This is a genomic window from Lentzea sp. NBRC 102530 (assembly GCF_030269365.1).
In the GTDB taxonomy this organism is placed as follows: Bacteria; Actinomycetota; Actinomycetes; order Mycobacteriales; family Pseudonocardiaceae; genus Lentzea.
In genome coordinates, this window is record NZ_BSTF01000015.1 from 88,157 (window position 1) to 111,072 (window position 22,916).

Sequence of the window (22,916 nt, forward strand, 5' to 3'; positions counted from 1 at the left end):
CGGCAAAAACAAGGAGAAACGTGCATGCTGGCCGCCCAACGCCGTGATCTGCTGCTCGAACGCCTGCGCACCGACGGCCGGATCGTCGCCAAGGACCTCGCCGCCGAGGTGGGCATTTCCGAGGACACGATCCGTCGTGACCTGCGCGATCTCGCAGCAGCAGGCCTGTGCCAACGCGTCTATGGCGGTGCACTGCCCGTATCCCCCGCCATCGCCGACTACGCGACGCGTCAGGGCGTGCAGGTCGATGGCAAGCAACGGGTCGCACGCGCGGCGGCGGCGTTGGTCGAACCCGGCAGCACCGTGATCCTCGATGGCGGCACGACAACCCTTGCGGTCGTACGCGCGCTACCGCTCGACCTGCACGCAACGGTCGTCACGCACAGTCCGACGATCGCGAGCGCGTTGGAAGAGCACGAGAACGTGGACGTCTACGTGATCGGCGGCAGGCTCTTCAAGCACTCGATGGTCGCGTGCGGTGCCGCGGCCGTGGAGGCCGCACGGGGCGTGCACGCCGACCTCTTCTTCCTCGGCGTCACGGGCGTGCACCCCGATGCGGGTCTCACGACCGGCGACGCCGACGAGGCCGCGATGAAACGCGCACTCGCCCACCAGGCCGCGGACACCTACGTGCTGGCGAGCTCCGAGAAGATCGGCACGGCGTCGAGGTTCACCGTGCTGCCGTTCGCCGGCATCGCGGGCGTGATCACGGATGCCGACAACGACGTCGTGCGCGCGCTGGAAGTGCCGGTGATCAGCTGCTGATCCGCAGGAACCCCTTGGGAGAACCGTACTTCACGCCGCACTGCGTCAACGCCAGCACGCCGTGCCCCTCGACGTCGCCCTCGAAGTAGCGGGGGTTCACCGACAGCGCCTCGGCCACGTCGGTCGCGTAGATGTCCTCGAGTTCGTCGTTCTCGTCGCTGAGGTCGTGCGGCAGGCACCAGCCCTCCTCGACCTCGTGCGACCCGATCTGCTCGTCCTCCTTGAAGGCGTCGTAGTAGCGGACGACCTCGCCGCCCTCCGCGATGCACCACGCCGTCCAGCCGTCGCCACAGCTCTCGCCGTAGTAGTGCGCCTCACCGAACACGGCGCTCAGCACCGCGCAGATCTCCGTCACCGGGCGGGTGCCGTGCTCGAACGGCTCACCGAACACGAGCGCCCAGCCGTCCCACGAGCCCGTGACGTACACACGCGAGCAACGGGCGTGTTCGTTGCCGCTGCCCCACGCGTGGTGGTCGTTGTTCCAAGCATCGGCACCCAGCACTTTGGTCACCGGCACCGGGTCGACGAGGCCGCACACGCCGAGCACAGCCGCCTGGTCGTCGGTCCTGATCGCGTACCAGCCACCGCACAGGTGCATCTCGTCGGCGCTGTACTGGTCGTCTTCGAGCTTGTACCGGATGAACCGGTCGAGCACGCGGCGGTCCTGCGGCAGGAACGCGTCCGGCCCGCCGACCTCGGCGATGCCGGCCAACGCACCGCGCCGCAACGCCCCGCGGGCCGTGCGGCGGGTTTCCTGGAGCAACGGCAGCACGTCCTCGCCCATCGTGCTGAACGCCCACACCGCTTCCCGTTGCGCGTAGTGGTCCTCGTCGGCGAGCAACGGCAGGAGTTCCTTCGAGTACCGGAGCGCCTTCTCCTCGCGGAACATGCTCGCCGCCGCCCGGCGGATGCCGTGGTGCGGGTGGCGGAGCAGGGCGGCGTAGACCTCGTCGTCCGCGCTCGCCAGGGAGAACACCCGGTAGCCCTGGCGCAGGACCTGACCGTCGTCCGACGTCGCCAGCAGGTCGGCCAACGCGCCGAACGTCGTGATCCCGTGCTCGCGCGCGAAGTCCTCGACCTCGGTCTTCCAGTCGTCGCGGTCCATGCGGTCGAGCAGCGCCCGGATCTCCATGGCGCGGCAGGCTACTCGTTGGTCCGAAGTGGACTCTTCCTTCGCCCGGATGGGCCAGACCTTGACTCGTGGCGGCGCACCGGCCAGGCTGCGAACCATGACGAGCCTGGCTGAGGAGCACGTCAAACCGGCGGTGCGCTGGAGCATCGGCCACGCCCTGCCGCGCGCGGTCCTGCGCCTCGCGGCCCGCCGCGGCGACCTGCAGGGCCGCATCACCGTCGAGGCCACCACCGGCGCCGACCTGACCGGGCTCTTCGACGAGATCCGCGACCGCGGCCCGTTGGCGGCGACCAGGATCGGGTTCACCACCACGCGGCACGAGGTCGTGAAGGCGGTCCTGTCCGACGACGCGTTCGTGACCGCCCGGCCGCGTTTCGGCGCCGGCCTCCTCGGCAAGCTCGCCGCGTGGTCCGCCACCGAGGTCGTGCACCCGGTCCAGCCGCCGTCGCTGCTGGCCGTCGAACCGCCCGCGCACACCCGCTACCGCAAGCTCGTCACCCGCGTCTTCACCGCCAGGGCCGTCGAACAGCTGCGCGCCCGCACCCAGGAGATCGCCGACGACCTGCTGGACGGCCTCGCCCCGGACAACCCGGTCGACCTGATCGAAACGTACTGCGGCCTGCTCCCGGTCACGGTGATCAGCGAGATCCTCGGCGTACCCCCGCAGGAACGGTCGACCGTGCTCGCCCTCGGCGCGGCGGCGGCCCCGAGCCTCGACCTGGGCCTGTCCTGGCGGGTGTTCCGCTCCGTCGAGTCGACGCTCAACTCGTTCGACGCCTGGCTCTCCCGCCACCTCGACGCCCTGCGCGCGAACCCCGGCGACAACCTGCTGAGTCGCCTGATCACCGCCCGCGAGGACGGCGTCGGCCTCACCGAACGGGAGCTGAAGGCCACCGCCGGACTCGTGCTCGCGGCCGGGTTCGAGACGACGGTGAACCTGCTCGGCAACGGGATCTCGTTGCTCACCAGGCATCCCGAGCAACTCGCGGCACTGCGTGCCGACCCGGGCCTGTGGAGCAACGTCGTCGACGAGGTGCTCCGCCACGACCCGCCGGTACTGCTGACCGGCCGCATGTGCGCGAAGGACACGACGGTCGCCGGAGTGCACATCCGACGCGGACAGCTCGTCACGACCGTGCTCGCCGGCGCGAACCGCGACCCGTCCGTCTTCGCGGACCCGCACCGGTTCGACGTGACCCGCCCGAACGCGCGCGACCACGTGTCGTTCGGCGCCGGCCGGCACTACTGCCTGGGCGCCCAGCTCGCGCGGATGGAGGGCGAGATCGGGCTGCGGACGATCTTCGAGCGGTTCCCGGACCTGGCCCCGCTGACCGGCGCGCGCCGGCGCCCGACCCGCATCCTGCGCGGCTTCGAACGCCTCCCGACGAGCCTGACCGCGACCGGCGGCTGAGCAACGCCTTCTGGCAGGATCTCGCCAGGATCGGCGGCTGGGCAACGCCTTCCGGCCGGTCTCACTACGATCGGCGGGTGAGCACAGACTCGGCCGGACGGATCCTCGACGCCGTCCTCACCCTGTTGTCCCGGCACGGCATCGGCGGCGTCAGCATGCGGGCCGTCGCGCGGGAGGCTGGCGTCGCGCTGGGTCTCGTCAACTACCACTTCACCGACAAGACCGGCCTGATCGCCGCCGCCCTGCGCCGCATCGAGGAGCAGGACATCGCGCTCGTGGAACCGGATCCGGACCTGCCGGCGGCGGAACGGCTGCGGCTCGCGTTGCGCAGGGTGGCCGATCCCGAGTTCCTGACGACCGAGTACCTGTCGCTGCGGTTGCAGCTGTGGTCGCTCGCGCAGGCCGCCGAGGAGTTCGAGCGGATCAACACCGAGGCGCAGAGCCGGTACCGGTCGGGGCTGGCGCGGTTGATCCGGGCGGCCAGGCCGGACCTGTCCCGGTACGAGTGCGCGAAACGCGCGGCGGACATCGACGTGGTCCAGAACGGCCTGTGGCTCACGTCGTTGCTCGGACTCGACCGCGCCGCGCTGCGCCGGGCCGTCAAGCTCTGCGAGGACATCGCGCTCGCGTGACCCGGTATTGAACGCTCGTTCAAACAGCTCTACCTTGTGACGCATGGAGGTCACGGCGGAGGACGTTCATCGCATCGGAACCGGCTACCACCCCCGACCCCGCGCGCTCGATGTCGTTGCGCGCCGAGGCCTACGTCGATCCCGCGTGGTCCGCGTTCGAGGACCGCGCCGTCTTCTCCCGGACGTGGCAATGGATCTGCCACGTCGAGCAGCTCGCCGCACCCGGCAGCTACACGGCGTCGACCGTGGCCGGCATGCCGATCGTGGTGGTGCGCGACCGTTCCGGCGAACTGCGCGCGTTCTACAACGTGTGCAAGCACCGCGCGCACGAACTCCTCAAAGGCTCCGGCGTCACGCGCAACATCGTGTGCCCGTACCACGCCTGGACGTACGACCTGAGCGGCGGCCTGAAGGCGACGCGCAGGGCCGACCGCATGGAGACGTTCGACAAGTCCGAGGTGTGCCTCGACCAGGTGCAGGTGGAGGAGTTCGGCGGGTGCGTCCACGTCAACCTCGACCCGGCCGCGAAGAGGCTCGCCGAGCAGGCACCGGACCTGGCCGCCGAGATCGGCTTCTGGGCACCGGACGTCGTCGGACTCACCCACGCGCACAGGCTCAGCTACTCGATCGGCTCCAACTGGAAGAACGTCGTCGACAACTTCCTGGAGTGCTACCACTGCCACGTCGCGCACCCGGAGTTCGTGGACCTGGTCGACATGGGCACCTACGATGTGCAGACGCACGGCATCTGGTCGAGCCACTTCGCCGAGGCGGGCAAGCAGGCCAACAGCGCCTACGACGTGTCCGGCGCGACGGTCAACCAGCACGCCGTGTGGTGGCTCTGGCCCAACACGTGCCTGCTGCGCTACCCCGGCCGGGCGAACTTCATGGTGCTGCAGATCCTCCCGGACGGCCCGGAACGCACCCGTGAGACGTGGGACTTCTACTTCGGGACCACCGACCTGACCGCCGCCGAACTGGACGGCGTCCGGTACGTCGACGAGGTGTTGCAGGTGCAGGACATCGCCATCGTGGAGAGCGTCCAACGCGGGATGCGCACGCCCGCGTTCGACCAGGGGCGCATCGTCTACGACCCTGCGGGCACCGGCCTGTCCGAACACGGCGTGCACCACTTCCACGGCCTGCTGCTCGACGCCTACCGGGCGGCCGTTTCCTGATCCCGCAGCACCTGTGCCGCGTCGAAACGACTCTTGACGTTGTCGGTCAGCCGCTTCAACCCCAGCACCTCGAGCACTGCTCGCCGCAATGCCTCGTCAGGGAGGTTCCCCGTTCGACTGGCGACGTGGTCAACCAGTGCGGCCAGCTCCGCAGGGGGAACGTCGTCGAGGGTTCGCGGTCCCAGGTGACGCATCCGCACTTCCGGCTGGTCCGGCAACCGGTAGGTGCGCGGCTTGATGCCGCTCTCGCCGAGCGGGTTGTCTTCGATGAGCTCTCCCTTGTTCACCGCCGAGGAGATCGCCTTGTTCAGCTCGCTGGCGACGAGTTTCGTGACCCGCACCGCGCCCGAGGCTCGAACGTAGGCGGTGTGCAGGCGGCTGCCCAGCACAGGGCCCTCCGACTGCACGAGGCGAATCAAACCGTCGACCATCTCGCGTCGGGAAGCGTCACCGACGGGGACGACGCTGCCGTCGAACTGCCCGTACGCCGCGAGTCCCGACGCCGTGACAGGCGCGGGTGCGGGCTCTGCAGGCTCGATTCGGGTTTCCCGCACGACCGGCAGATCGATCGGTTTCCGCGCGGTTTGTTCGGCCACAACCGGCTCGGCCACAACCGGCTCGACAACAGGTGATTCGGCAACGGACGGTTCGACCGCAACCAGCTCAGCCGTAGCAGTGGTCCTCACCTCGGTCGTGGCGACCGGCACCGGCTTCGGCGCTACGACTACCTCCTGGTCACCGCCCGGCACCCAGCCCGACGTGTGGATGTCCAGTTCGTGCAGCGCGTCCCACAGACGTGCCATGACAGCGGGCCGGTCCGCGTAGAACTCCGACTCCCGGATGCGGAAGAACCTCCAGCCACAGCGCTCGAGGTCACGTTGTCGCGCGAGGTCGCGCTCGTAGGCCTCGGGGCCGTGCCAGGCGTCGCCGTCGCATTCGACCGCCAACCGCGCCTTGGCACCGACCACGACGAGGTCGAGCCGGTACCCCTCCGCGGGGAACTGCGGAACAACGCTGTACCCGCGGTCGACGAGGCGGTTGAACACCCGCTGCTCGAACAGGGAGTCGAACGGCTCGATCCTCCTGTCCTCGGGCACCGCGGTGTGCCGGGCACCTTCGGTCCCGTCCCCGGATCCCGACAGGCCGTAGCAATAGTCGAGCAGCTGAAACCTCATGTCCTCGGGGTTGCCGAGGTCCGACAGGCGCAGTGAGTGGAACACCCACATCTGGTCCTTGGCACGCGACGTGGCGACGTTGAACCGTTGGATGTACTGCTCCTGCGTGAGCGAACCGATCCGCTTCCCGGGTTCCGGGGCCTTGACCATGGACAGGAACATCACATCGCGTTCCGAGCCCTGGAAGTCAGCCGAGTCACCACACCGCAGATCGCGCGCCTTCCACTCCTCCGACGGAATGCGTTCCAGCAGACGCTTCTCGATCCTCTTGGCCTGCGCGCGACCGAGTAGCGACACCACACCGAAAGTCAGGCCGTCGTACCGCTGATCGGCGATGCACTTCTCGATCTGGTCGACGATGGCGTCCGCCTCGACCGGGTTGACCTTGTCGGTCACACCGCGCTCGTACCCGTCCTCGAGGAAGACCGGCTTGATCGGTTCCAGGCGGTCCGCACCGTACTGGCGCACCGGCACCAGGCGAACACCATCAGGCTCGTAGGCGATCCGGTTCGAGAAACCGATGATCTCGGGCACGCAACGCCGGTGCTCGACGAGGGTGATCATTCCTTCGAACCGCTTCTTCGCCTCGTCGAACAGGCTTCGCTTCGGTTCCTGCCACGAGGCGCGATGAGGGTCGTCCCACAGGTACTGCTGGGCGAGATCGCGCAGTTGCTGCTGGTCGGTTCCGACCGCGGACGGGGACACCTGCTTGTCGTCACCGATCACCACGATCTTGGGCGCGAGGAACTGCAGGAACGTCGCCTCGAGACCGGCCTGCGACGCCTCGTCCACCACCACGACGTCGAACATGTCCGGTTGGACGCGGAACTGCTCCGCGATCCGATAGATCGGCATGATCCACACCGGCACGGCCGGGCGGCAGCGGTCCATGGCGGCCCTGATGTCCGCCCTGCGCTGGGCGGCATAGACACCCGTGCCCTTGCCCAGCAACCTCACGAGTTGGGCGTACTGGTGCAGGTCGGCGCGGGCCGTGCCGGACAGCCGTTCTGGGGACACCGCATGGCCCCACGCGCGTTCGGCCGCCAGCAGCTCCACCTCACGACGCACCTGCTCCTCGGCCCGCAGCACTTCGGCCTGCAGCGCGTTGACGTCCTCGGAACCACGTTCAAGCACCCACACGCGGGCGACCGCCCATGCCCAGGTCGCGTCCCAGGCCGCCAGCCTCGGGATCCACGCCGGGTCTCGGGGCTGAGCCGCCACCGCTTCGTACACGTTCGGAAGGCGCTGACCCATGATCGTCGCGATCTCGTCGCGGTGACGTGCCATCCGGGCGACGTCGGTCAGGCGCACAAGTCTGTGATGCGCCACCGCGTAGGACTCGGGATCCCGGTCCACGGCGGCCTGGGCGAGATGCCGGACGCAGCCCGCCGCATCGCCCCACTCGGCGACAGCCGAGATCGTGCGCACGAGTTCCAGCAGTGGGATCGCGGCAGCGCTGCGTGCGTCCGACGCCGCGGCGACTTCGACAAGGCGGGCGTACGTCTGGACGGCGTCGAGGTCCGTCCAGTTGGGACGCGGAAGGCCGAGTCCCGACAGCCCACGTTCCTCGGCTTCGAGCGCCGCGCCGAGCTGGAGCACCCTGCGCAGCTGTTCCAGCTCGGTCACGTGCCACTGGAATCGTTCACTCAGCGTGTCTTCCTCCGGCACACGCACCGAATCCGGCCACGCCCGGTCGAGTGCGTACAGCACCCTGGTCGCCTCAGCCCACAGGAGGAACACGTCGAGCTTGTCCGCGCTGGTGGGCGGCACCCCGTCGACCCGCACCGCCTGGAACAAGGGCTGAGCCTGCTTCACGACCTTCGGCGCGAACGCACCGGTCCTCGGCGATCCGTCCGGGTTGGTCTTGAGGCGGCCACCGTCGCCCACGTGTGCCCGCAACGCGCCGGCCAACGCCACAAGCGCGCCCATGTCGCCAGAGGTCACGCTCACCTCCGTGAGCGGCCCCAGACGCTCGATCATCGGTCCGACCCGGGCGATGAGCTGCGAGATCTGCTCGCCCCGTGTCCGCCAGTGGTTCGCCCGACCGGCGAGCACGTCGGACAGGGCGTCGTTCATCCACTGCTCGCGCCGCTGGGACAGCTCACCCGCTTCACGGGCGAACCCGTTCAGCCGCTGGCGAAGCACGTCTCGCGTCGACTGGTCCAACCCACGAACGGCCGCGAACGCGGTGTGCTGGGTGAGGGCGCCGTGCCCTTCCTCGACCGCGATGGCCTCCCGCTCGGCGGCGACGAGCTCGAAGAAGGCCTCCGGGCCCGGGACGTCGCCGAGAGACAGCAACCGGAGACGGGACTCCGGCTCGTCCGCGATCAAAGCATCGTCCACCAGGCTCCGGTGCCACTCAGCGATGGCGATCGCGGATACAGGGGGGTCCTCCACCCCTCGCACCGCGACGAGATCAGACACCCAGCCGAAGCGGTCCTGCTCGGCCATCACCTGTTGCGCGATCGAGGCGAGAGTGCCGCGGTAACCCGCAACCTCGTGCTCGATCACCTCCTCACCGCGGGCGTCGAGCAGTCGGCGGTGCAGACCTGCCCGGTTACGGCGGAGTTCCTCGATCGCGGCGAGATGCCCCTCGATCGCGTTCTGCGCACCGACGGCGTCGTACTCGCTCGAGACGTGGCTGATCCGCTCGACCGCAACCTTGAGGTCGGCGAGGTCCGACCGCGACGATCCCACGACTGACACGGCAAGAGGGGCGATGGACTCGGGCAGCTTGGCCCTGACCTCCTTCAGTGCGCGATCGGTGTGCGCGGTGACGAGAACGCGTTTGCCCTGAGCGAGGAGATGCGACAGGAGCGCGGCGACGGTGTGCGTCTTGCCGGTGCCGGGCGGCCCCTGCACCAGGGTCTGGGCCTTCACGTCGACCTGTGTGAGCACGCGCAGCTGGCGGTCGTTCACGGGCAACGGCAGGAACAACTCCGAATCGACCTCGACGACGGCGCCGGGCTCCGGTGAGCGCTCCGCCGCCGGTCGGTGGTCGGGGTCGACCAGGGGGAGCAGTCCTTCGGGGACAGTCCCCGACTCGGTCATCTGGTGCGCGACCGAGTCCAGGATGTCGACGATGCCCTGCCGCGAACGCCGGCGCAGGATGACTGCAGGCGCGAACGCCGTGATGGCATGGGTGACGGGCTTCTGCGGCTCGTCCTCGTCGAGGTAGGCGGCGTCACCGTCGAGGGCGTGCGCCAAGCGCCGCAGCACATCTCCCACGATCTCGCGATCGAGAACCGCCGCGTTGGTGTCCCGGGCCTCGTTGCGGATCTGCGCCACGTGCGCGGGATTGGCCACTCGCCCGGGGTCGATCATGTCCAGTTCGACCGTCAGGCCGTCTGCCGTGTCGGACTGGTGCAGCGACAGCTTTCCACTGACGTCATCGAAGTGGATCACGGCGGGAACCGTCACCAGGTGCCTGCGCACGACGTGATGGCCAGGCGGAGACCACGACAGGCAGCCCGCGCCCACCACCAGCTCGAGCTCTTCGGCGTGGCCGGCCGCCGTCACATACGCTCCGAACAGCTCGTTGTAGACGTCGCGTGCGGGCTGGTCGACCGCCTCCCGCTCAGCCCAGGTGGTCCAGAGCGATTGCCATTCGTCGTGAGCGTCACGAATCTCCGGCACGTCCGTGAGAACGACCCGCTGCTCTCCGTCCCCGACGGACTCGCGCAGTGCAGGTGGTGCTCCTGGGTCGTCCCAGTTCCCGTCAAGCCAAGGCCGCAACTCCGCGCCCGGCTCGGGTGGTTCCTGGTGCTGGACCCGTTCGACCGTCAACAAAGCCGCGCCTGGTTCCGGCGAGTTCTCGGTGTGCGCGGACTGGACAGCGGAGTGTTCAGGCAGCTTTCCCAGCCACAGCACCGAGTCGTAGCTTTCGGTGGTGCGAGGAGGATTCGATTTGAGCTGTTGGCTCCTGGCAAGGAACTGGAAGAGCCTCACCGCTCGATCAACGGCCGTGTCCTGTGAATCCCTGGCAGCGCCGTCCTTCGCCACAGCTGGCTCCCCTTTCCCGCCCAAACCGATCACGATGCACATCGACGTCGGACGTCCTGGCGATACAGCCGACACCACTCCGTTATGACTCGGATTCATTCCAGCCCAGGGAGAAACTCTTGTTCGCGCTGCTGCACGGCCGCACCGGCCGGTAATGGCCGATCCCCCGGACCTGTTCAGCCACGCCGGCAGCTTCTCGGGTGCGCTCGACCTGCGGAACTCCGAGGTGCGGGCGGGCATCACGGCGACGCTGGTCAACCCCGGCAGCGGTACGCCGACGGTCGGTGCGGACGCGGTCTTCGGGCCACCGATCTGGCCTTTCGACGGCATCTGGAACGCGCAGAGCCCGACTCACAACGTGGAGCGGCTGCGGGGCGTGACGATCACGATGTACACCGGCAACGGCGGCGACCTGACGGTCGACCCGATCCAGGCGGCGCTGGAGCACCGGGTGCGGGAGACCGTGCTCCTGACAGCCGCCAACCTGCGCGCCGCGGGCATCGGGTTCCACCTCGCCGACAACGGCGACGGCAGCGGCTGGGCGCCGGGCTGCACGGGCGAGCACGCCGATGAGGCGTGCGTGCAGGAGGACGTGAACCACTTCGTCCGGTTCTTCGAGCCCACGCCTGACGTGCGACGTTCGTAGTGAGCCGAACGGGGCATTTCTGGAACCGCGCGTCCCGAATCCGCGCTGACCTCCTCTAATGACTCTGACGGGCCCCTGCACCCGCGCGACGTGCGCGGGCATCGCCCGCTGAGAGCTGGAGGAATCCGTGTTCCAGGGTTCACGATCACGCCTGCGCACCGCGGTCATCGCCGCGGTCGTGGGCGCCGGTGCGCTGGCGGCAGCCACCCCTGCCGCTGCCGCCCCCGCCGCCGCGGGCAACCGCTCCTACCTGGTCATCACCGCGCCCGGTGCCACGGCCGGCGCGGCGTCGGCCGTGAGCGGCAACGGCGGTGTCGTGTGGACGAGCTATGACGCGATCGGTGTCATCGTCGCGCACTCGACGGCCACCGACTTCGCCACCAAGATGCGGTCCGTCACCGGCGTGCAGAAGGTCGGTGCCACGCGCACGACGGACGTGCCTGCGGAGGCGGCGACCCAGCCGATTCCGGCCAGCCCCTCGCAGGCGACCCAGCCGACCACCGAGCCGGTGCGCTCGGACATGACGCAGATCGGCGCCGACAAGGCGTGGGCGGTCAACACCGGCTCGTCCAACGTCAAGGTCGGCGTGCTCGACACCGGCGTCGACGACCAGCACCCGGACCTCGCCCCGAACTTCGACGCCGCCAACTCGGCGTCGTGCGCCTACGGCAAGCTCGACACGCGCACGGGTTCGTGGCGTGACACGGACACGCACGGCACGCACGTCGCCGGCACGATCGCGGCCGCCAAGAACGGCAAGGGCATGATCGGTGTCGCGCCGGGCGTGAAGATCGCGTCCGTGCGCATCGCGGAGAAGCCGAGCGGGCTGTTCTTCGCCGAGAACACGATCTGCGCCATGGTCTTCTCCGGTGACCGCGGCTTCGACGTGACCAACAACAGCTACTACACCGACCCGTGGCTGTTCAACTGCCCGAACAACGCCGACCAGGACGCGATCCTCGAAGGCGTGAAGCGCGCGGTGGCCTACGCCGAGGGCAAGGGCGTGCTCAACGTCGCCGCGGCGGGCAACGAGAACTACAACCTCGCCAACAAGACCACCGATTCGACGAGCCCCAACGACTCGACGCCCGCCCAGCGCACCGTCACCAACGCCTGCCTGAGCGTCCCGACCGAGGTGCCCGGCGTCGTGAGCGTCGCCTCGATCGCCTCGAACAACGGCAAGTCGTCGTTCTCGAACTACGGCACCGACAAGATCCACATCGCGGCGCCCGGCGACAGCGTCTACTCGACCGTCCCCGGCGGCCGCTACGGCTCGAAGTCCGGCACGTCGATGGCCTCCCCGCACGTCGCGGGCGTCGCCGCGCTGCTCAAGTCGACCAACCCGACGGCCACCCCGGCACAGCTCAAGACGTTGCTCGCCACCCAGGCCGACGACCTGAGCTGCACCGACAGCCGGTGCTCCGGCACCACGGCGAAGAACAACTTCTTCGGCGAGGGCCGCGTGGACGCGTTCGCCGCCGTCAACGGGACGACGCCGCCCGGCCGTGAGTTCGAGAACACCGCCGACGTGGCCATCCCGGACACCAACACCGCCGTGACCAGCTCCATCACGGTCTCGAACATCACCGGCAACGCCCCGGCGACGCTCAAGGTCGACGTCAACATCGTGCACACCTACCGCGGTGACCTGGTCATCGACCTGATCGCCCCGGACGGCACGGCGTACCGCCTGAAGTCCAACGACGGTGATTCCGCCGACGACGTCATCGCGAGCTACACGGTCAACGCCTCCGGCGAGGTCGCGAACGGCACCTGGAAGCTGCAGGTCAGGGACGTGGCGAAGCAGGACACCGGCTACATCAACTCCTGGAAGCTGACCTTCTAGGACGGCATTCGGAGGAACCTCGGCGGCCGCGGCTAACCAACGGCACCACCTGCAGCGATAGCAGTGACGTGGAACCGGATCTGTGGTCGGCGGCCGCCGCGGCCCTCGACGAGCACGAACACGCGTTGGTGATGGCCAGGCTGGCGGGCACGATCGTCGGCCCCGGCCAGACCTCACGCCTCGCCCGCGGCGAACGCGACGTCGTGTTCCTGCTGCCCGACCGGCTGGTGCTCGTGCGGCCGGACCCCTTCTGGACGGGCTCGTACGACCGCAGGCAGATCGTGCGCATCATGCTCGCCGCCGGGCACGTCCAGTTCGACGTGACCGGCGGCGACAGCCTGGAGTTCTGGATCGACACCGAGCTGTCGCCCGCCGAGCCGTTCATCGAGCAGGCCGAGGTCTGGCTGGCGCCGCGCAAGAGCTCCGCGAGCGGCGCGGTCATCGGGTTCGGGCTCGCGATCATCATCGCGTTCCTGTTCGTCCTCGGGCCGGTGGACCTGATCCCGTCCGACGGCAGGCTCACCGTGAAGTCCAGCTGCGGCGACTTCCTGCGGGCGGGCGGCGACGAGCAGGTCGAGCTGCTCAGGCGGCTGTTCGGGCAGGTCGGCAGGCCGGACGAGGCGACCAAGCCGATGACGCTCGACGCGTCGAAACGACACTGCGGCGAGAACAGCGGCGCGACCCTGGACTCGCTCGTCACCGGGAAGTAGCACCTACAGTGCGGGGGTGTTCGACACCCGCCAGCTCGAGGTCTTCGCCACGGTCGCGCGGACCGGCTCGTTCAGCGCCGCCGCCCGGTTGCTGCACTGCACCCAGCCCGCCGTCAGCCAGCAGATGCGCGCACTGGAACGGCAGGTCGGCGGGCCGCTGTTCGTGCGCACGGGCCGCGGGCTGCACCTCACCGAGGCCGGGCGCATCCTCGCCGAACGCGGGTCGGACCTGCTCGACCAGCTCGCCACGACGCACCAGCAGGTCAGCGCGATAGCGACGCACGACATCGGCACGATCCGGATCTGCGCGTTCCCCAGCGCCAACGTGTCGCTGGTGCCCGCGGCGGCGGCGATCCTGGCCGAGGAACGGCCCGCGCTGCGCCTCGAGCTCGTCGAGGAGGAGCCGCCGGACTCGTTCGCGCTGCTCCGGCGCGGGGAGGCCGACCTGGTGCTGAGCTTCAGCTACCTCGACGAACCGCAGGACGAGGCGACCGTGACCGGCATGCTGAGCGTGCCGTTGCTGCGCGAACCGCTCGCGCTGCTGGTGCCGGCCGGGCACCGGCTCGCCGGGCGGGAGAAGGTCTCGCTGACCGAGGCGGCGGAGGAACGCTGGATCGCCGGTTGCGTGCGCTGCCAACGGGCGTTGCACCTGGCGTGTGACAAGGCGGGGTTCGTGCCGGACATCACCTGCTCGACCGACGACAACCTGGCCATCCAGAGCCTCGTCACCGCAGGTCTGGGCGTGGCGCTGGTGCCTCGGCTGCTGTTGTCGTTCCTGCAGCACCCCGGGCTGACGACGGTCGAGGTGGAGTCGGCGGCGCACCGGCTGACGTCGCTCTACACCTGGCCGGACCTGATCCAGCTGCCGATCATGAGGGCGACGGTGGACGCGCTCATCTCCGCGGCCGGGCGGGCATAAGCGCGGCTTATGGGACCCCAAGGGATGGCCCTCTACTGCTGTTAGCTCGCGGTGGTCATGGTTGTCAGCATGGGCATCGTCAGGACCACCCCGCGCACCGCCGACTCGGTCCTGCCCGGATTGTCCCTGGTCGCGGCCGGTGTCGCGATCGCGATGACGGTGTCGTGGCTGCAACCGTCGATCAGCGCGTTGACGATCGCGGTGTTGCTGGGCGCGATCGTGGCGAACGTCGTGACGCTGCCCGCCTCGATGTCGCCCGGGATCAAGCTCGCCGGACGGCGGCTGCTGCGGCTCGGCGTGGTGCTGCTCGGGTTGAAGCTCGTGTTCCAGGACGTGCTGAAGCTCGGCTACGAGATCTTGTTGCTCGCCGCGGTCGCGGTGGTGGTGACGTTCGTCGTGACGCGCTGGCTCGGGCGGCTGCTCGGCGTCGGTGAGGGTCTGTCGCTGCTGATCGCGACGGGCTTCTCGATCTGCGGCGCGTCGGCGGTGGCCGCGATGAACTCCGTGCGGCAGCAGGACGAGGAGGACGTGGCGAAGGCGCTCGGCCTGGTCACGCTGTTCGGCACGGTGGCGATGTTCAGCCTGCCCGCGTTGTTCCCGCTGACCGGTCTCACTCCCGCGCAGTACGGCGTGTGGGCGGGCGGCAGCGTGCACGAGGTCGCGCAGGTCGTGGCCGCCGCCGGACCGGTGACCGGCGCGCTGGCGATCGCCGTCGCGGTGAAGCTGACGCGGGTCGTGCTGCTCGCGCCGATGCTCGCCGCCGTGAGCTTCGCCGAACGCCTCAAGTACCCGGCGTCCGGGCAACGGCCGCCGATCGTGCCGTTGTTCGTGGTCGGGTTCCTGGCGATGGCCGGGGTGCGGGCGACCGGGCTGCTGCCCGAGGTGGTGCTGTCCGCGGCGACGTTCGTGGACACCGTGCTGCTCGCGGCGGGCATGTTCGCGCTCGGCACGGCCGTGAAGTTGCGTTCCCTCATGCGTTCCGGCCCGGCGGTGCTGCTGCTGGGCCTGCTCTCGACCACGGTGATCGTCGTGCTCGTGCTGACCGGCACGGTGCTGATCGGCTGATCGCCCCGTTCCTCAGAGGAGGACCCGCTCATGACGCACAGCCTGCTCTCCCCCACGGCCACGCTTCTGGTGGGTTCGCTCCGGGCCGCGATCGCGCGCGGCGGTTCCCAGGAGGCCGTCGCGGCACGGGTCGCGCGGACGCTGGAAGGTCACCTCACCGACCCGTTCCTGCTCAGCGCGACGCAGCGGGAGCCTGACCCGGCGGCGTACCGGCAGCACGTGCTGCACGTCGAACCGGACGGGTCGTTCTCCGTCGTGGCGCTGGTGTGGTTGCCGGGTCAGGAGACCTGCATCCACGACCACGTCTCGTGGTGCGTGGTCGGCACCTACGTCGGCGAGGAGGAGGAGACGACGTACCGGCTGGCCGGGGACCGGCTGGTTCCGTTGCGCGTCAACAAGACTCCCGAAGGCGTGGCGGCGTACCTGGTGCCGCCGGGCGACATCCACAAGGTGTGCAACAACTCCAGCTCGGTCGCGATCTCGATCCACGTGTACGGGGCGGACGTGAGCGTGCTGGGGACGAGCATCCGGCGGCGGTACGACCAGCCCGTCCGCGGGTGACTCCGCCGCGCCATCGCCCGGCCGCCGAACCCGCCCAGCCGCTCAGCGGGTGATTCCCCTGGCTATCGCGCGGGTGGCGAACTCGATGAGGTGCGCCGGTTCGACCCGGTTGATGCGGGCGCCCTGCAGCAGCAGGTCGTCCGCCAGGCCGATCATGCAGTCCCAGACCCAGTGCGGCAGCGCGGGATCGTCGACCAACTCCTGCCCGGTCGCCTCCGCGGTCTCGGCCAGCGTCTTCGCGAGCGCCTTGAGCGTCTTGCGGTAGTCCTGCGCGGAGTTCGTGACCTCCTTGCCACGGCGGCCACCCGAGAGCACCTTGGCCTCCCACTGCGCCGCCGACCGGCCGAACCGGCGCCACAGGTCGGTGATCTGGGGCTCGACCTCCTTGAGCACCCCTGCGATGCCGAGCTCCCGGTTCACGCCTTCGAGTGTGCGTTGGAGCTCCTCCAAGCGGCGTTCCATCAACGCCGCGAAGACGTCCTCCTTGCCGGCGAAGTACTGGTAGACGGTGCCGGAACTGACGCCGGCACCGACCGCGATCGCGCGCATGGTCAGGCCCGCGTAGCCCTGCTCCTCGACGATCAGCTCGGCCGACGCGAGGATGTCGCGCCGCCTGCCTTCCGCGTCACCCCAGGCCGTTTGCTCGGTGCTCACGACCGCGCAGCCTACTTTGAACAACGTTCAGAAGCATATTGAACGTTGTTCGGTTTACTCCTACCCTCGGTGACGTGGACCACCTCGACCGGCTCGAAGCCGACAGCGTCGACATCTTCCGCGAGGCCGTCGCGGAGTCCGAACGGCCGGTGCTGCTCTACTCGGTCGGCAAGGACAGCTCGGTGTTGCTCCACCTGGCGCGCAAGGCGTTCCACCCGTCGCCGCCGCCGTTCCCGTTGCTGCACGTCGACACCACGTGGAAGTTCCGCGAGATGATCGCGTTCCGGGACGCGACCGCCGCCTCCCTGGGCCTGCGCCTGATCGTGCACCGCAACCCCGACTGCGTGGCGGCGGGCATCAACCCGTTCGACCACGGCTCGGCCCGGCACACCGACCTCTGGAAGACCCAGGGCCTGCGCCAGGCCCTCGACGAGCACCGGTTCGACGTCGCTTTCGGCGGTGCCCGGCGCGACGAGGAAGCCTCGCGCGCCAAGGAAAGGGTGTTCTCGTTCCGCACCGCACAGCACCGGTGGGACCCGCGCAACCAGCGTCCCGAACTGTGGCGCCTCTACAACACCCGCGTCGCACCCGGCGAGAGCATCCGGGTGTTCCCGCTGTCGAACTGGACCGAGCTCGACGTGTGGCGCTACGTCGAACGCGAGCGGATTCCCGTGGTGCCGCTGTACTTCGCGGCCCCACGGCCGGTCGTCGAACGGGACGGCGCGCTGATCATGGTCGACGACGACCGGATGCCGTTGACCGAACAGCCGCGGCTGGAACTGGTGCGGTTCCGCACGCTCGGCTGCTACCCGCTCACCGGCGCGGTGCGCAGCGAGGCGCGGACGGTCGCGGACATCGTCGAGGAGATGCGGACCGCGACGACGTCGGAGCGGCAGGGACGGGTGATCGACCACGACCAGAGCGGCTCGATGGAGCGCAAGAAGCGGGAGGGGTACTTCTGATGGAGCTTCTGCGGTTCATCACCTGCGGCAGCGTGGACGACGGCAAGAGCACGCTGATCGGACGCCTGTTGTACGAGTCGAAACTGCTCTACGCCGATCACCTGGCCGCTCTCGAAGCCGACTCGCGGCGGGTCGGGACGCGGGGCGGGGAGCTGGACTTCGCGCTGCTGGTCGACGGCCTGGCGGCGGAACGCGAGCAGGGCATCACGATCGACGTGGCCTATCGGTTCTTCGCGACGGAGGCGCGGCGGTTCATCGTCGCGGACACACCGGGACACGAGCAGTACACGCGGAACATGGCCACAGGGGCGTCCACGGCCGATGCGGCGGTGCTGCTGCTGGACGCGCGCAAGGGCGTGCTGGAGCAGACGCGTCGACATGCGCGGATCGTGTCGTTGCTGGGGATCCGGCACGTGGTGGTGGCGGTGAACAAGCTGGACCTGCTGGGGTACTCACGGGAGGCGTTCGAGGCCGTGCGGGCCGAGTTCCCCGGCACCCCCTGCATCCCCATGTCCGCGACCGAAGGCGTCAACGTGATCGGGCGCAGCGAACTGACGCCCTGGTACGACGGGCCGACCCTGCTGCAGTGGCTGGAATCGGTGGTCATACCCTCCGAGCCGGACGGGCCGTCCCGGTTCCTCGTGCAGTGGGTCAACCGGCCGAACGCCGAGTTCCGCGGGCTTTCGGGGCGCGTGCTCGGCGGGGTGGTGCGCCGGGGCGAGATGGTGCGCGTCGGCAACCGGACCACCAGTGTGGCGCGGATCGTCACGATGGACGGCGACCTGGACGAGGCGCCGGCCGGGTCCTCGGTGACGGTCGTGCCGGCGGACGACGTCGACGCGAGCCGCGGTGACGTGCTGGGCTCGGCGGACGACCCGCCGGGCCTCGCGGACTCCTTCGAGGCCCACCTGGTGTGGATGGACGAGACGGCGCTCATGCCGGGCCGCCAGTACCTCGCCAAGATCGGCGCGCGGACGGTCGGCTGCACCGCGACGAAACCGTTGCAACTGAACGAGATCGGCACCGACACGGTGCACTTCGACGCACCGGTGCCGTTCGAGGCCTACGCGGACAACCGCGACCTCGGGTCGTTCATCGTGCTCGACCGGTTGTCCAACGCGACGGTCGGCGCCGGGATGATCATCCGCGCGGCGCGTCCGTCGAACCTGCGCCGGCAGGCGCTGACCGTGGACAAGGAGGCCAGGGCAGCGCGCAACGGGCACCGGCCGTGCGTCGTGTGGCTGACGGGGCTGTCCGGGGCGGGGAAGTCGACGATCGCGGACCTCGTCGAGAAGGCGTTGCACGCGCAGGGGCGGCACACGTTCCTGCTCGACGGCGACAACGTGCGGCACGGGCTCAACTCCGACCTCGGGTTCAGCGACGCCGACCGGGTCGAGAACGTCCGGCGGATCGCCGAGGTGGCCGCGTTGATGGTCGACGCCGGGTTGATCGTGCTGGTGTCGTTCATCTCGCCGTTCCGGGCGGAACGGGCGCTGGCGCGCGATCTGGTCGGGGAGAACGAGTTCTGCGAGGTGTTCGTGGACACGCCGCTCGCCGTGGCCGAGCAGCGGGACCCGAAAGGCTTGTACCGCAAGGCGCGCCGGGGCGAGCTGGCGAACTTCACCGGCATCGACTCGCCGTACGAGCCGCCGGAGGATCCCGAGGTGCGGCTCGACACCACGACGCTCGAACCGCAGGAGGCGGCCGAGGTCGTGCTCCGCCGGCTTCGTGCGCTCGGCGTCTGTTGAACGTTGTCCAGAATCGTGTACGTTCCACTAGAACACGTTCTAAATTCGGGAGGCGTGCGGTGCCGGATCAGGCGTGGTCGCAGTTCTGCCGGGCGTTGGAGGAAGCCGGTGGGGTGGTGCTGTCCGAGCACGCGCCGGACACGCCGCTCGACCGGGCGGAGGGCTACCGGTACCTCTCCCGGCTGACGCGGGAGATGCTGTACTCCTGTCTGGACAACGCCGATCCCGACTTCCCCCGGTTCCACGAGCTCGACCTCGTGAAGATCGGCGCGGACAACCCCGACAACGTCTACCTGTCGGCGAACATCCGGGGTGACCGCGACTACCGGATCACCGGGACGCGCGGCACCATCTCCTACTTCAGCATCGGGTCGAAGGCCAACAGGTACGCCAAGGACGGCACGATGGCGTCGACCGGCGAACTGTCCGACGCCGACCTCGTGATCGCGCCGGACGGCACCGTGGAGATCATCGCGAGCGCCACCGAGCACAGCGGGAACTGGTTGCCGCTCGCCCCCGACTCGACCGGGCTGGTGGTGCGCCAGACCTACCTGGACCGGGCGAGCGAGGTGCCCGGCCAGTGGCAGGTCGAGCGGCTCGGCGGACCTGCGGAACCTGCTTCTCTCACCCACGAATTCCTCGCGAAGGCGTTGCAGCGGGCGGCATTGTCGGTGCACGGCACCGCGGCCACGTTCGCGCACTGGACGCGCACGTTCATGAAGCGCCCCAACGAACTGCCCGACTTCGGCCAGGAGATGTTCCAGCGCGCCGGGGGCGATCCGGAGATCTTCTACCTGCACGGCTACTGGACGCTCGCGCCCGGCGAGGCGTGGGTCATCGAGACCGACGTGCCGGACTGCCCGTACTGGAACTTCCAGCTCGGCAACTGGTGGATGGAGTCGCTGGACAACCGCCGCCGGATCACCGTCAACAAGCACACGGCGGCGTTGCGGGACGGACGCCTGACGATCGTGGTCGCGGCCTCGGACCCCGGCGTGGGCAACTGGATCGACACCTGCGGCCACACGTCCGGCACCGCGTTGCTGCGCTGGCTCGGCGCGACCGAACACCCGATCCCGAAATGCCGCGTGGTTCCCCTGGAGGAAGTCCGATGACGGTCACCACCGCGTTGAACGTGCCGGAGCTCGTCGAACGGGCCTGTGCGAAGACCGGGCTGGCGGACTTCGGCGACGACTGGTTCCGCGAACCGCTCGACGTGCTGGTGCACAGCCTGAACACCGAGGCCGCGCTGTCGCCGCTGGGGTTCGAGCTGACGAAGCACCGGCTGACGGCGTTGCTCTCGGACCGGTTGCGGCTGCGCGAGCTCCAACGCCGGCACCCCGAGGTGCTCGACGTCGAGGTGCGGGTGGCGGCCGAGATCTGCGGGCTGCCGCGCACCGGGTCGACGTTGCTGCACCGGCTGCTGGCCGCCTCGCCGCAGGTGACGTCCACGCTGTCGTGGGAGGTCGCCTACCCGCTGCCGTTCCCCGGCGAGGGACCGGACGCGGAGCAGCGCAAACGCCGCGCGCAGGAACGGATGCAGGTGTTCGCGCAGCTCTCCCCCGACTTCGGCGACCTGCACACCGTCGTGTGGGACGGGCCGGAGGAGGACGTGATCCTGCTGGACCGGACGTTCGTGTCGATGAGCTTCGACTCGTTCTACCGGGTGCCCGCGTACGGCGACTGGCTGCGGTCCGCCGACCAGCGCCCGGCCTACCGCGAACTGCGCGAGTGGTTGCAGGTGCTGCAATGGCAGCACGCCGACCGCGCGCGGCCGTGGGTGCTGAAGTCGCCGCACCACCTGACCGCCGTCGACACGGTGCTGGACGAGTTCCCCGACTGCAAGATCGTGATGACGCACCGCTCGCCCGTCAACGCCGTGCCCTCGTACGCGTCGATGGTGTGCGCGATGTCTTCGCAGTACAGCGAGAACGTCGACGCGGTCCAAGCAGGACGGTACTGGTCCGGCCGGTTCGCGCGGACGTTGCGCGGGTTCGCCTCGGCGAGGTCCGCGCGGCCGGACCGGTTCGTGGACGTGCGGTTCGCCGACACCGTCAGCACACCGCTCGAGGTGGCCCGCCAGGTGCTGGACGCCCTCGGCCTGCCTCCCGGTCCCGCCGACGACGCCGCGTTCGAGGCCTACCTGTCCCGCAACCGCACCGAGCGGCACGGTGCGCACTCCTACGCCCCCGAGGACTTCGGGCTGTCCGAGGACCGGCTCCGCGCCGACTTCGCCTTCTACTCGGAGGTCTACCTGTGATGCTGCAAGACGAGGTCGTGGTGATCACCGGCGTCGGTCCCGGCCTGGGCTCGAAGCTCGCCGTCCGCGCCGCCGCCGAGGGTGCGAAGGTCGTCATGGCCGCCCGCTCCGCCGACGTGATGACGCAGGTGTCGAAGGAGGTCGCGGCGTCCGGGGGCGAGGCAGTGGGCGTGCAGTGCGACGTCCGCCGCCCGGACGAGGTGGCCCGGCTGGTCTCCACCGCCGTCGACCGGTTCGGCACGATCACCGGCCTGGTGAACTCGGCGTTCGGCCACCCCGGCTGGTTCGACCTGCTGGACACGCCCGAGAAGGCCGTCCGCCGCTCGATGGACATCATCCTGTTCGGCGCGCTCAACGTGACGCGCGAGGTCGTGCCGCACATGAAGGCGGCAGGCCGGGGTTCGATCGTCAACATCGGCACGATGACCACCCGCAAGCCGATGCGCGGCGAGGGCGGCTACGCCGTGGCGAAGGCCGCGATGGCGACCGCGACCCAGTTCCTGGCGCTGGAACTGGGCGAGCACGGCATCCGCGCCAACCAGGCCGTCCTGGGCTGGCTGGACGGCCCCGGCGTGCGCTTCTACCTGAAGTTCACCGCCGAGGCGCGCGGCATCACCGAGCAGGACGTGTACGACGAGATCGCCGCCCGCAACCCGCTGGGCCGCATCCCGACCGACGACGCGTGCGCCGGTGCCGTGCTGTTCCTGTTGTCGCGCTTGGCCTCCGAGGTCACCGGCGCGGTGCTCGACGTCAACGGCGGGGAGCACATGCCGGCATGAGCGAGCACCTGATCGAGTCCGTGGCCGTGGAGATCCCGGCGCCCGCCGCCTTCGTGTGGGACGTGCTGCTCGACTACCCGCACTATCCACAGTGGAATCCCTACACCCTGGCCGTGGCCACGACCCTGGAGGTCGGCTCGCCGATCGACCTCACGCTGCCCCGGCCGGACGGCGGCGAGGGGACGTTCGTCAGCCGCGAGTTCGTGCGGGTGGTGGCGCCGCCGACGTTGCTGCGCTACGACACCGGGGACACGTTCCCGGGGCTGCTCGGCGTGCGGGACCAGGTGATCACGCCGCTCGGCGCGGACCGGTGCGGCTACCGGACGTACGAGACGTTCACCGGCAAGCACGCCGACGCGGTGTTCGAGGCGCAGGCCGCCTACGTCAAGCAGGGCTTCGACTCGGTCGCACACGCGTTGGTGGCGCGGGTCGAAGCGCTGTTCAACCGCGGCACCGGGTGAGTAGATGTAC

The 22,916-nt window shown here is 69.5% G+C and carries 19 protein-coding genes; 16 read left to right on the forward strand and 3 right to left on the reverse strand.

The features are described from left to right. Positions 1 to 24: 24 nt before the first annotated feature. Complete coding sequence (locus QSK25_RS33515; protein WP_285644275.1) at positions 25 to 765, forward strand: DeoR/GlpR family DNA-binding transcription regulator; 741 nt, start codon at positions 25 to 27, stop codon at positions 763 to 765. Here QSK25_RS33515 and QSK25_RS33520 read toward each other — a convergent pair. After that, on the reverse strand, positions 755 to 1,897 hold the full coding sequence (locus QSK25_RS33520; protein ID WP_285644277.1) for a HEAT repeat domain-containing protein: 1,143 nt from the start codon (positions 1,895 to 1,897) through the stop codon (positions 755 to 757). The genes QSK25_RS33515 and QSK25_RS33520 overlap by 11 nt on opposite strands. Positions 1,898 to 1,994: 97 nt before the next feature. Here QSK25_RS33520 and QSK25_RS33525 point away from each other — a divergent pair, with 97 nt between their 5' ends. The 3 genes from QSK25_RS33525 to QSK25_RS33535 all read left to right on the forward strand — a co-directional run bounded on the left by QSK25_RS33525 (position 1,995) and on the right by QSK25_RS33535 (position 5,118). Further along, positions 1,995 to 3,308 carry a cytochrome P450 gene (locus tag QSK25_RS33525; RefSeq protein WP_285644279.1) on the forward strand — a complete coding sequence of 438 codons (1,314 nt, stop codon included), beginning with the start codon at positions 1,995 to 1,997 and terminating at the stop codon, positions 3,306 to 3,308. Between the two features lie 77 nt (positions 3,309 to 3,385). Beyond that, a complete protein-coding gene (locus QSK25_RS33530) occupies positions 3,386 to 3,940 on the forward strand; it encodes a TetR/AcrR family transcriptional regulator (RefSeq protein WP_285644281.1) in 555 nt (184 codons plus the stop codon). Between the two features lie 110 nt (positions 3,941 to 4,050). After that, complete coding sequence (locus QSK25_RS33535) at positions 4,051 to 5,118, forward strand: aromatic ring-hydroxylating oxygenase subunit alpha (RefSeq protein WP_285644283.1); 1,068 nt, start codon at positions 4,051 to 4,053, stop codon at positions 5,116 to 5,118. Here the strand turns inward: QSK25_RS33535 and QSK25_RS33540 are convergent. After that, positions 5,097 to 10,535: a PDDEXK-like endonuclease domain-containing protein gene (locus QSK25_RS33540; protein ID WP_285644284.1), complete on the reverse strand. Its 5,439-nt coding sequence runs from the start codon at positions 10,533 to 10,535 to the stop codon at positions 5,097 to 5,099. The genes QSK25_RS33535 and QSK25_RS33540 overlap by 22 nt on opposite strands. Here QSK25_RS33540 and QSK25_RS33545 point away from each other — a divergent pair. From QSK25_RS33545 to QSK25_RS33570, 6 genes are all read left to right on the forward strand, one after another. After that, entirely contained in the window at positions 10,522 to 10,941 is a 420-nt protein-coding gene (locus QSK25_RS33545; protein ID WP_285644287.1) for a hypothetical protein, read from the forward strand. The two genes, QSK25_RS33540 and QSK25_RS33545, sit on opposite strands and share 14 nt — an antisense overlap. Before the next feature lie 127 nt (positions 10,942 to 11,068). Beyond that, a complete protein-coding gene (locus tag QSK25_RS33550) occupies positions 11,069 to 12,787 on the forward strand; it encodes a S8 family serine peptidase (protein ID WP_285644288.1) in 1,719 nt (572 codons plus the stop codon). Positions 12,788 to 12,855: 68 nt separating this feature from the next. Beyond that, positions 12,856 to 13,497 carry a hypothetical protein gene (locus tag QSK25_RS33555; protein WP_285644289.1) on the forward strand — a complete coding sequence of 214 codons (642 nt, stop codon included), beginning with the start codon at positions 12,856 to 12,858 and terminating at the stop codon, positions 13,495 to 13,497. Positions 13,498 to 13,513: 16 nt separating this feature from the next. Beyond that, positions 13,514 to 14,416, forward strand: coding sequence for a LysR family transcriptional regulator (locus QSK25_RS33560; protein WP_285644290.1), 903 nt, complete (start codon positions 13,514 to 13,516; stop codon positions 14,414 to 14,416). A gap of 69 nt (positions 14,417 to 14,485) precedes the next feature. After that, positions 14,486 to 15,481 (forward strand): YeiH family protein, encoded by a 996-nt coding sequence (locus QSK25_RS33565; RefSeq protein WP_285644291.1) that lies wholly within the window; start codon positions 14,486 to 14,488, stop codon positions 15,479 to 15,481. 30 nt (positions 15,482 to 15,511) lie between these two features. Continuing rightward, entirely contained in the window at positions 15,512 to 16,042 is a 531-nt protein-coding gene (locus QSK25_RS33570) for a cysteine dioxygenase family protein (RefSeq protein ID WP_285644293.1), read from the forward strand. A gap of 42 nt (positions 16,043 to 16,084) precedes the next feature. Here the strand turns inward: QSK25_RS33570 and QSK25_RS33575 are convergent, their stop codons facing one another. Continuing rightward, positions 16,085 to 16,696: a TetR/AcrR family transcriptional regulator gene (locus QSK25_RS33575; protein WP_285644294.1), complete on the reverse strand. Its 612-nt coding sequence runs from the start codon at positions 16,694 to 16,696 to the stop codon at positions 16,085 to 16,087. A 74-nt stretch (positions 16,697 to 16,770) separates the two neighbouring features. On the opposite strand from QSK25_RS33575, the gene cysD reads away from it, so the two are divergent. The 6 genes from cysD to QSK25_RS33605 are packed head-to-tail and all read left to right on the forward strand — an operon-like array spanning position 16,771 to position 22,906. Further along, entirely contained in the window at positions 16,771 to 17,658 is an 888-nt protein-coding gene (gene cysD / locus QSK25_RS33580; RefSeq protein ID WP_285644295.1) for a sulfate adenylyltransferase subunit CysD, read from the forward strand. Then, positions 17,658 to 19,406: an adenylyl-sulfate kinase gene (gene cysC / locus QSK25_RS33585; protein WP_285644297.1), complete on the forward strand. Its 1,749-nt coding sequence runs from the start codon at positions 17,658 to 17,660 to the stop codon at positions 19,404 to 19,406. Before cysD ends, cysC begins: the two co-directional genes overlap by 1 nt. 59 nt (positions 19,407 to 19,465) lie before the next feature. Further along, a complete protein-coding gene (locus tag QSK25_RS33590) occupies positions 19,466 to 20,521 on the forward strand; it encodes a DUF1214 domain-containing protein (RefSeq protein WP_285644298.1) in 1,056 nt (351 codons plus the stop codon). After that, positions 20,518 to 21,666: a sulfotransferase family protein gene (locus tag QSK25_RS33595; RefSeq protein WP_285644299.1), complete on the forward strand. Its 1,149-nt coding sequence runs from the start codon at positions 20,518 to 20,520 to the stop codon at positions 21,664 to 21,666. Before QSK25_RS33590 ends, QSK25_RS33595 begins: the two co-directional genes overlap by 4 nt. Next, positions 21,666 to 22,445 carry an SDR family oxidoreductase gene (locus tag QSK25_RS33600; protein WP_285644300.1) on the forward strand — a complete coding sequence of 260 codons (780 nt, stop codon included), beginning with the start codon at positions 21,666 to 21,668 and terminating at the stop codon, positions 22,443 to 22,445. Before QSK25_RS33595 ends, QSK25_RS33600 begins: the two co-directional genes overlap by 1 nt. Beyond that, positions 22,442 to 22,906, forward strand: a complete 465-nt coding sequence (locus QSK25_RS33605; RefSeq protein ID WP_285644302.1) for an SRPBCC domain-containing protein — start codon at positions 22,442 to 22,444, stop codon at positions 22,904 to 22,906. Before QSK25_RS33600 ends, QSK25_RS33605 begins: the two co-directional genes overlap by 4 nt. Positions 22,907 to 22,916: the final 10 nt, after the last annotated feature.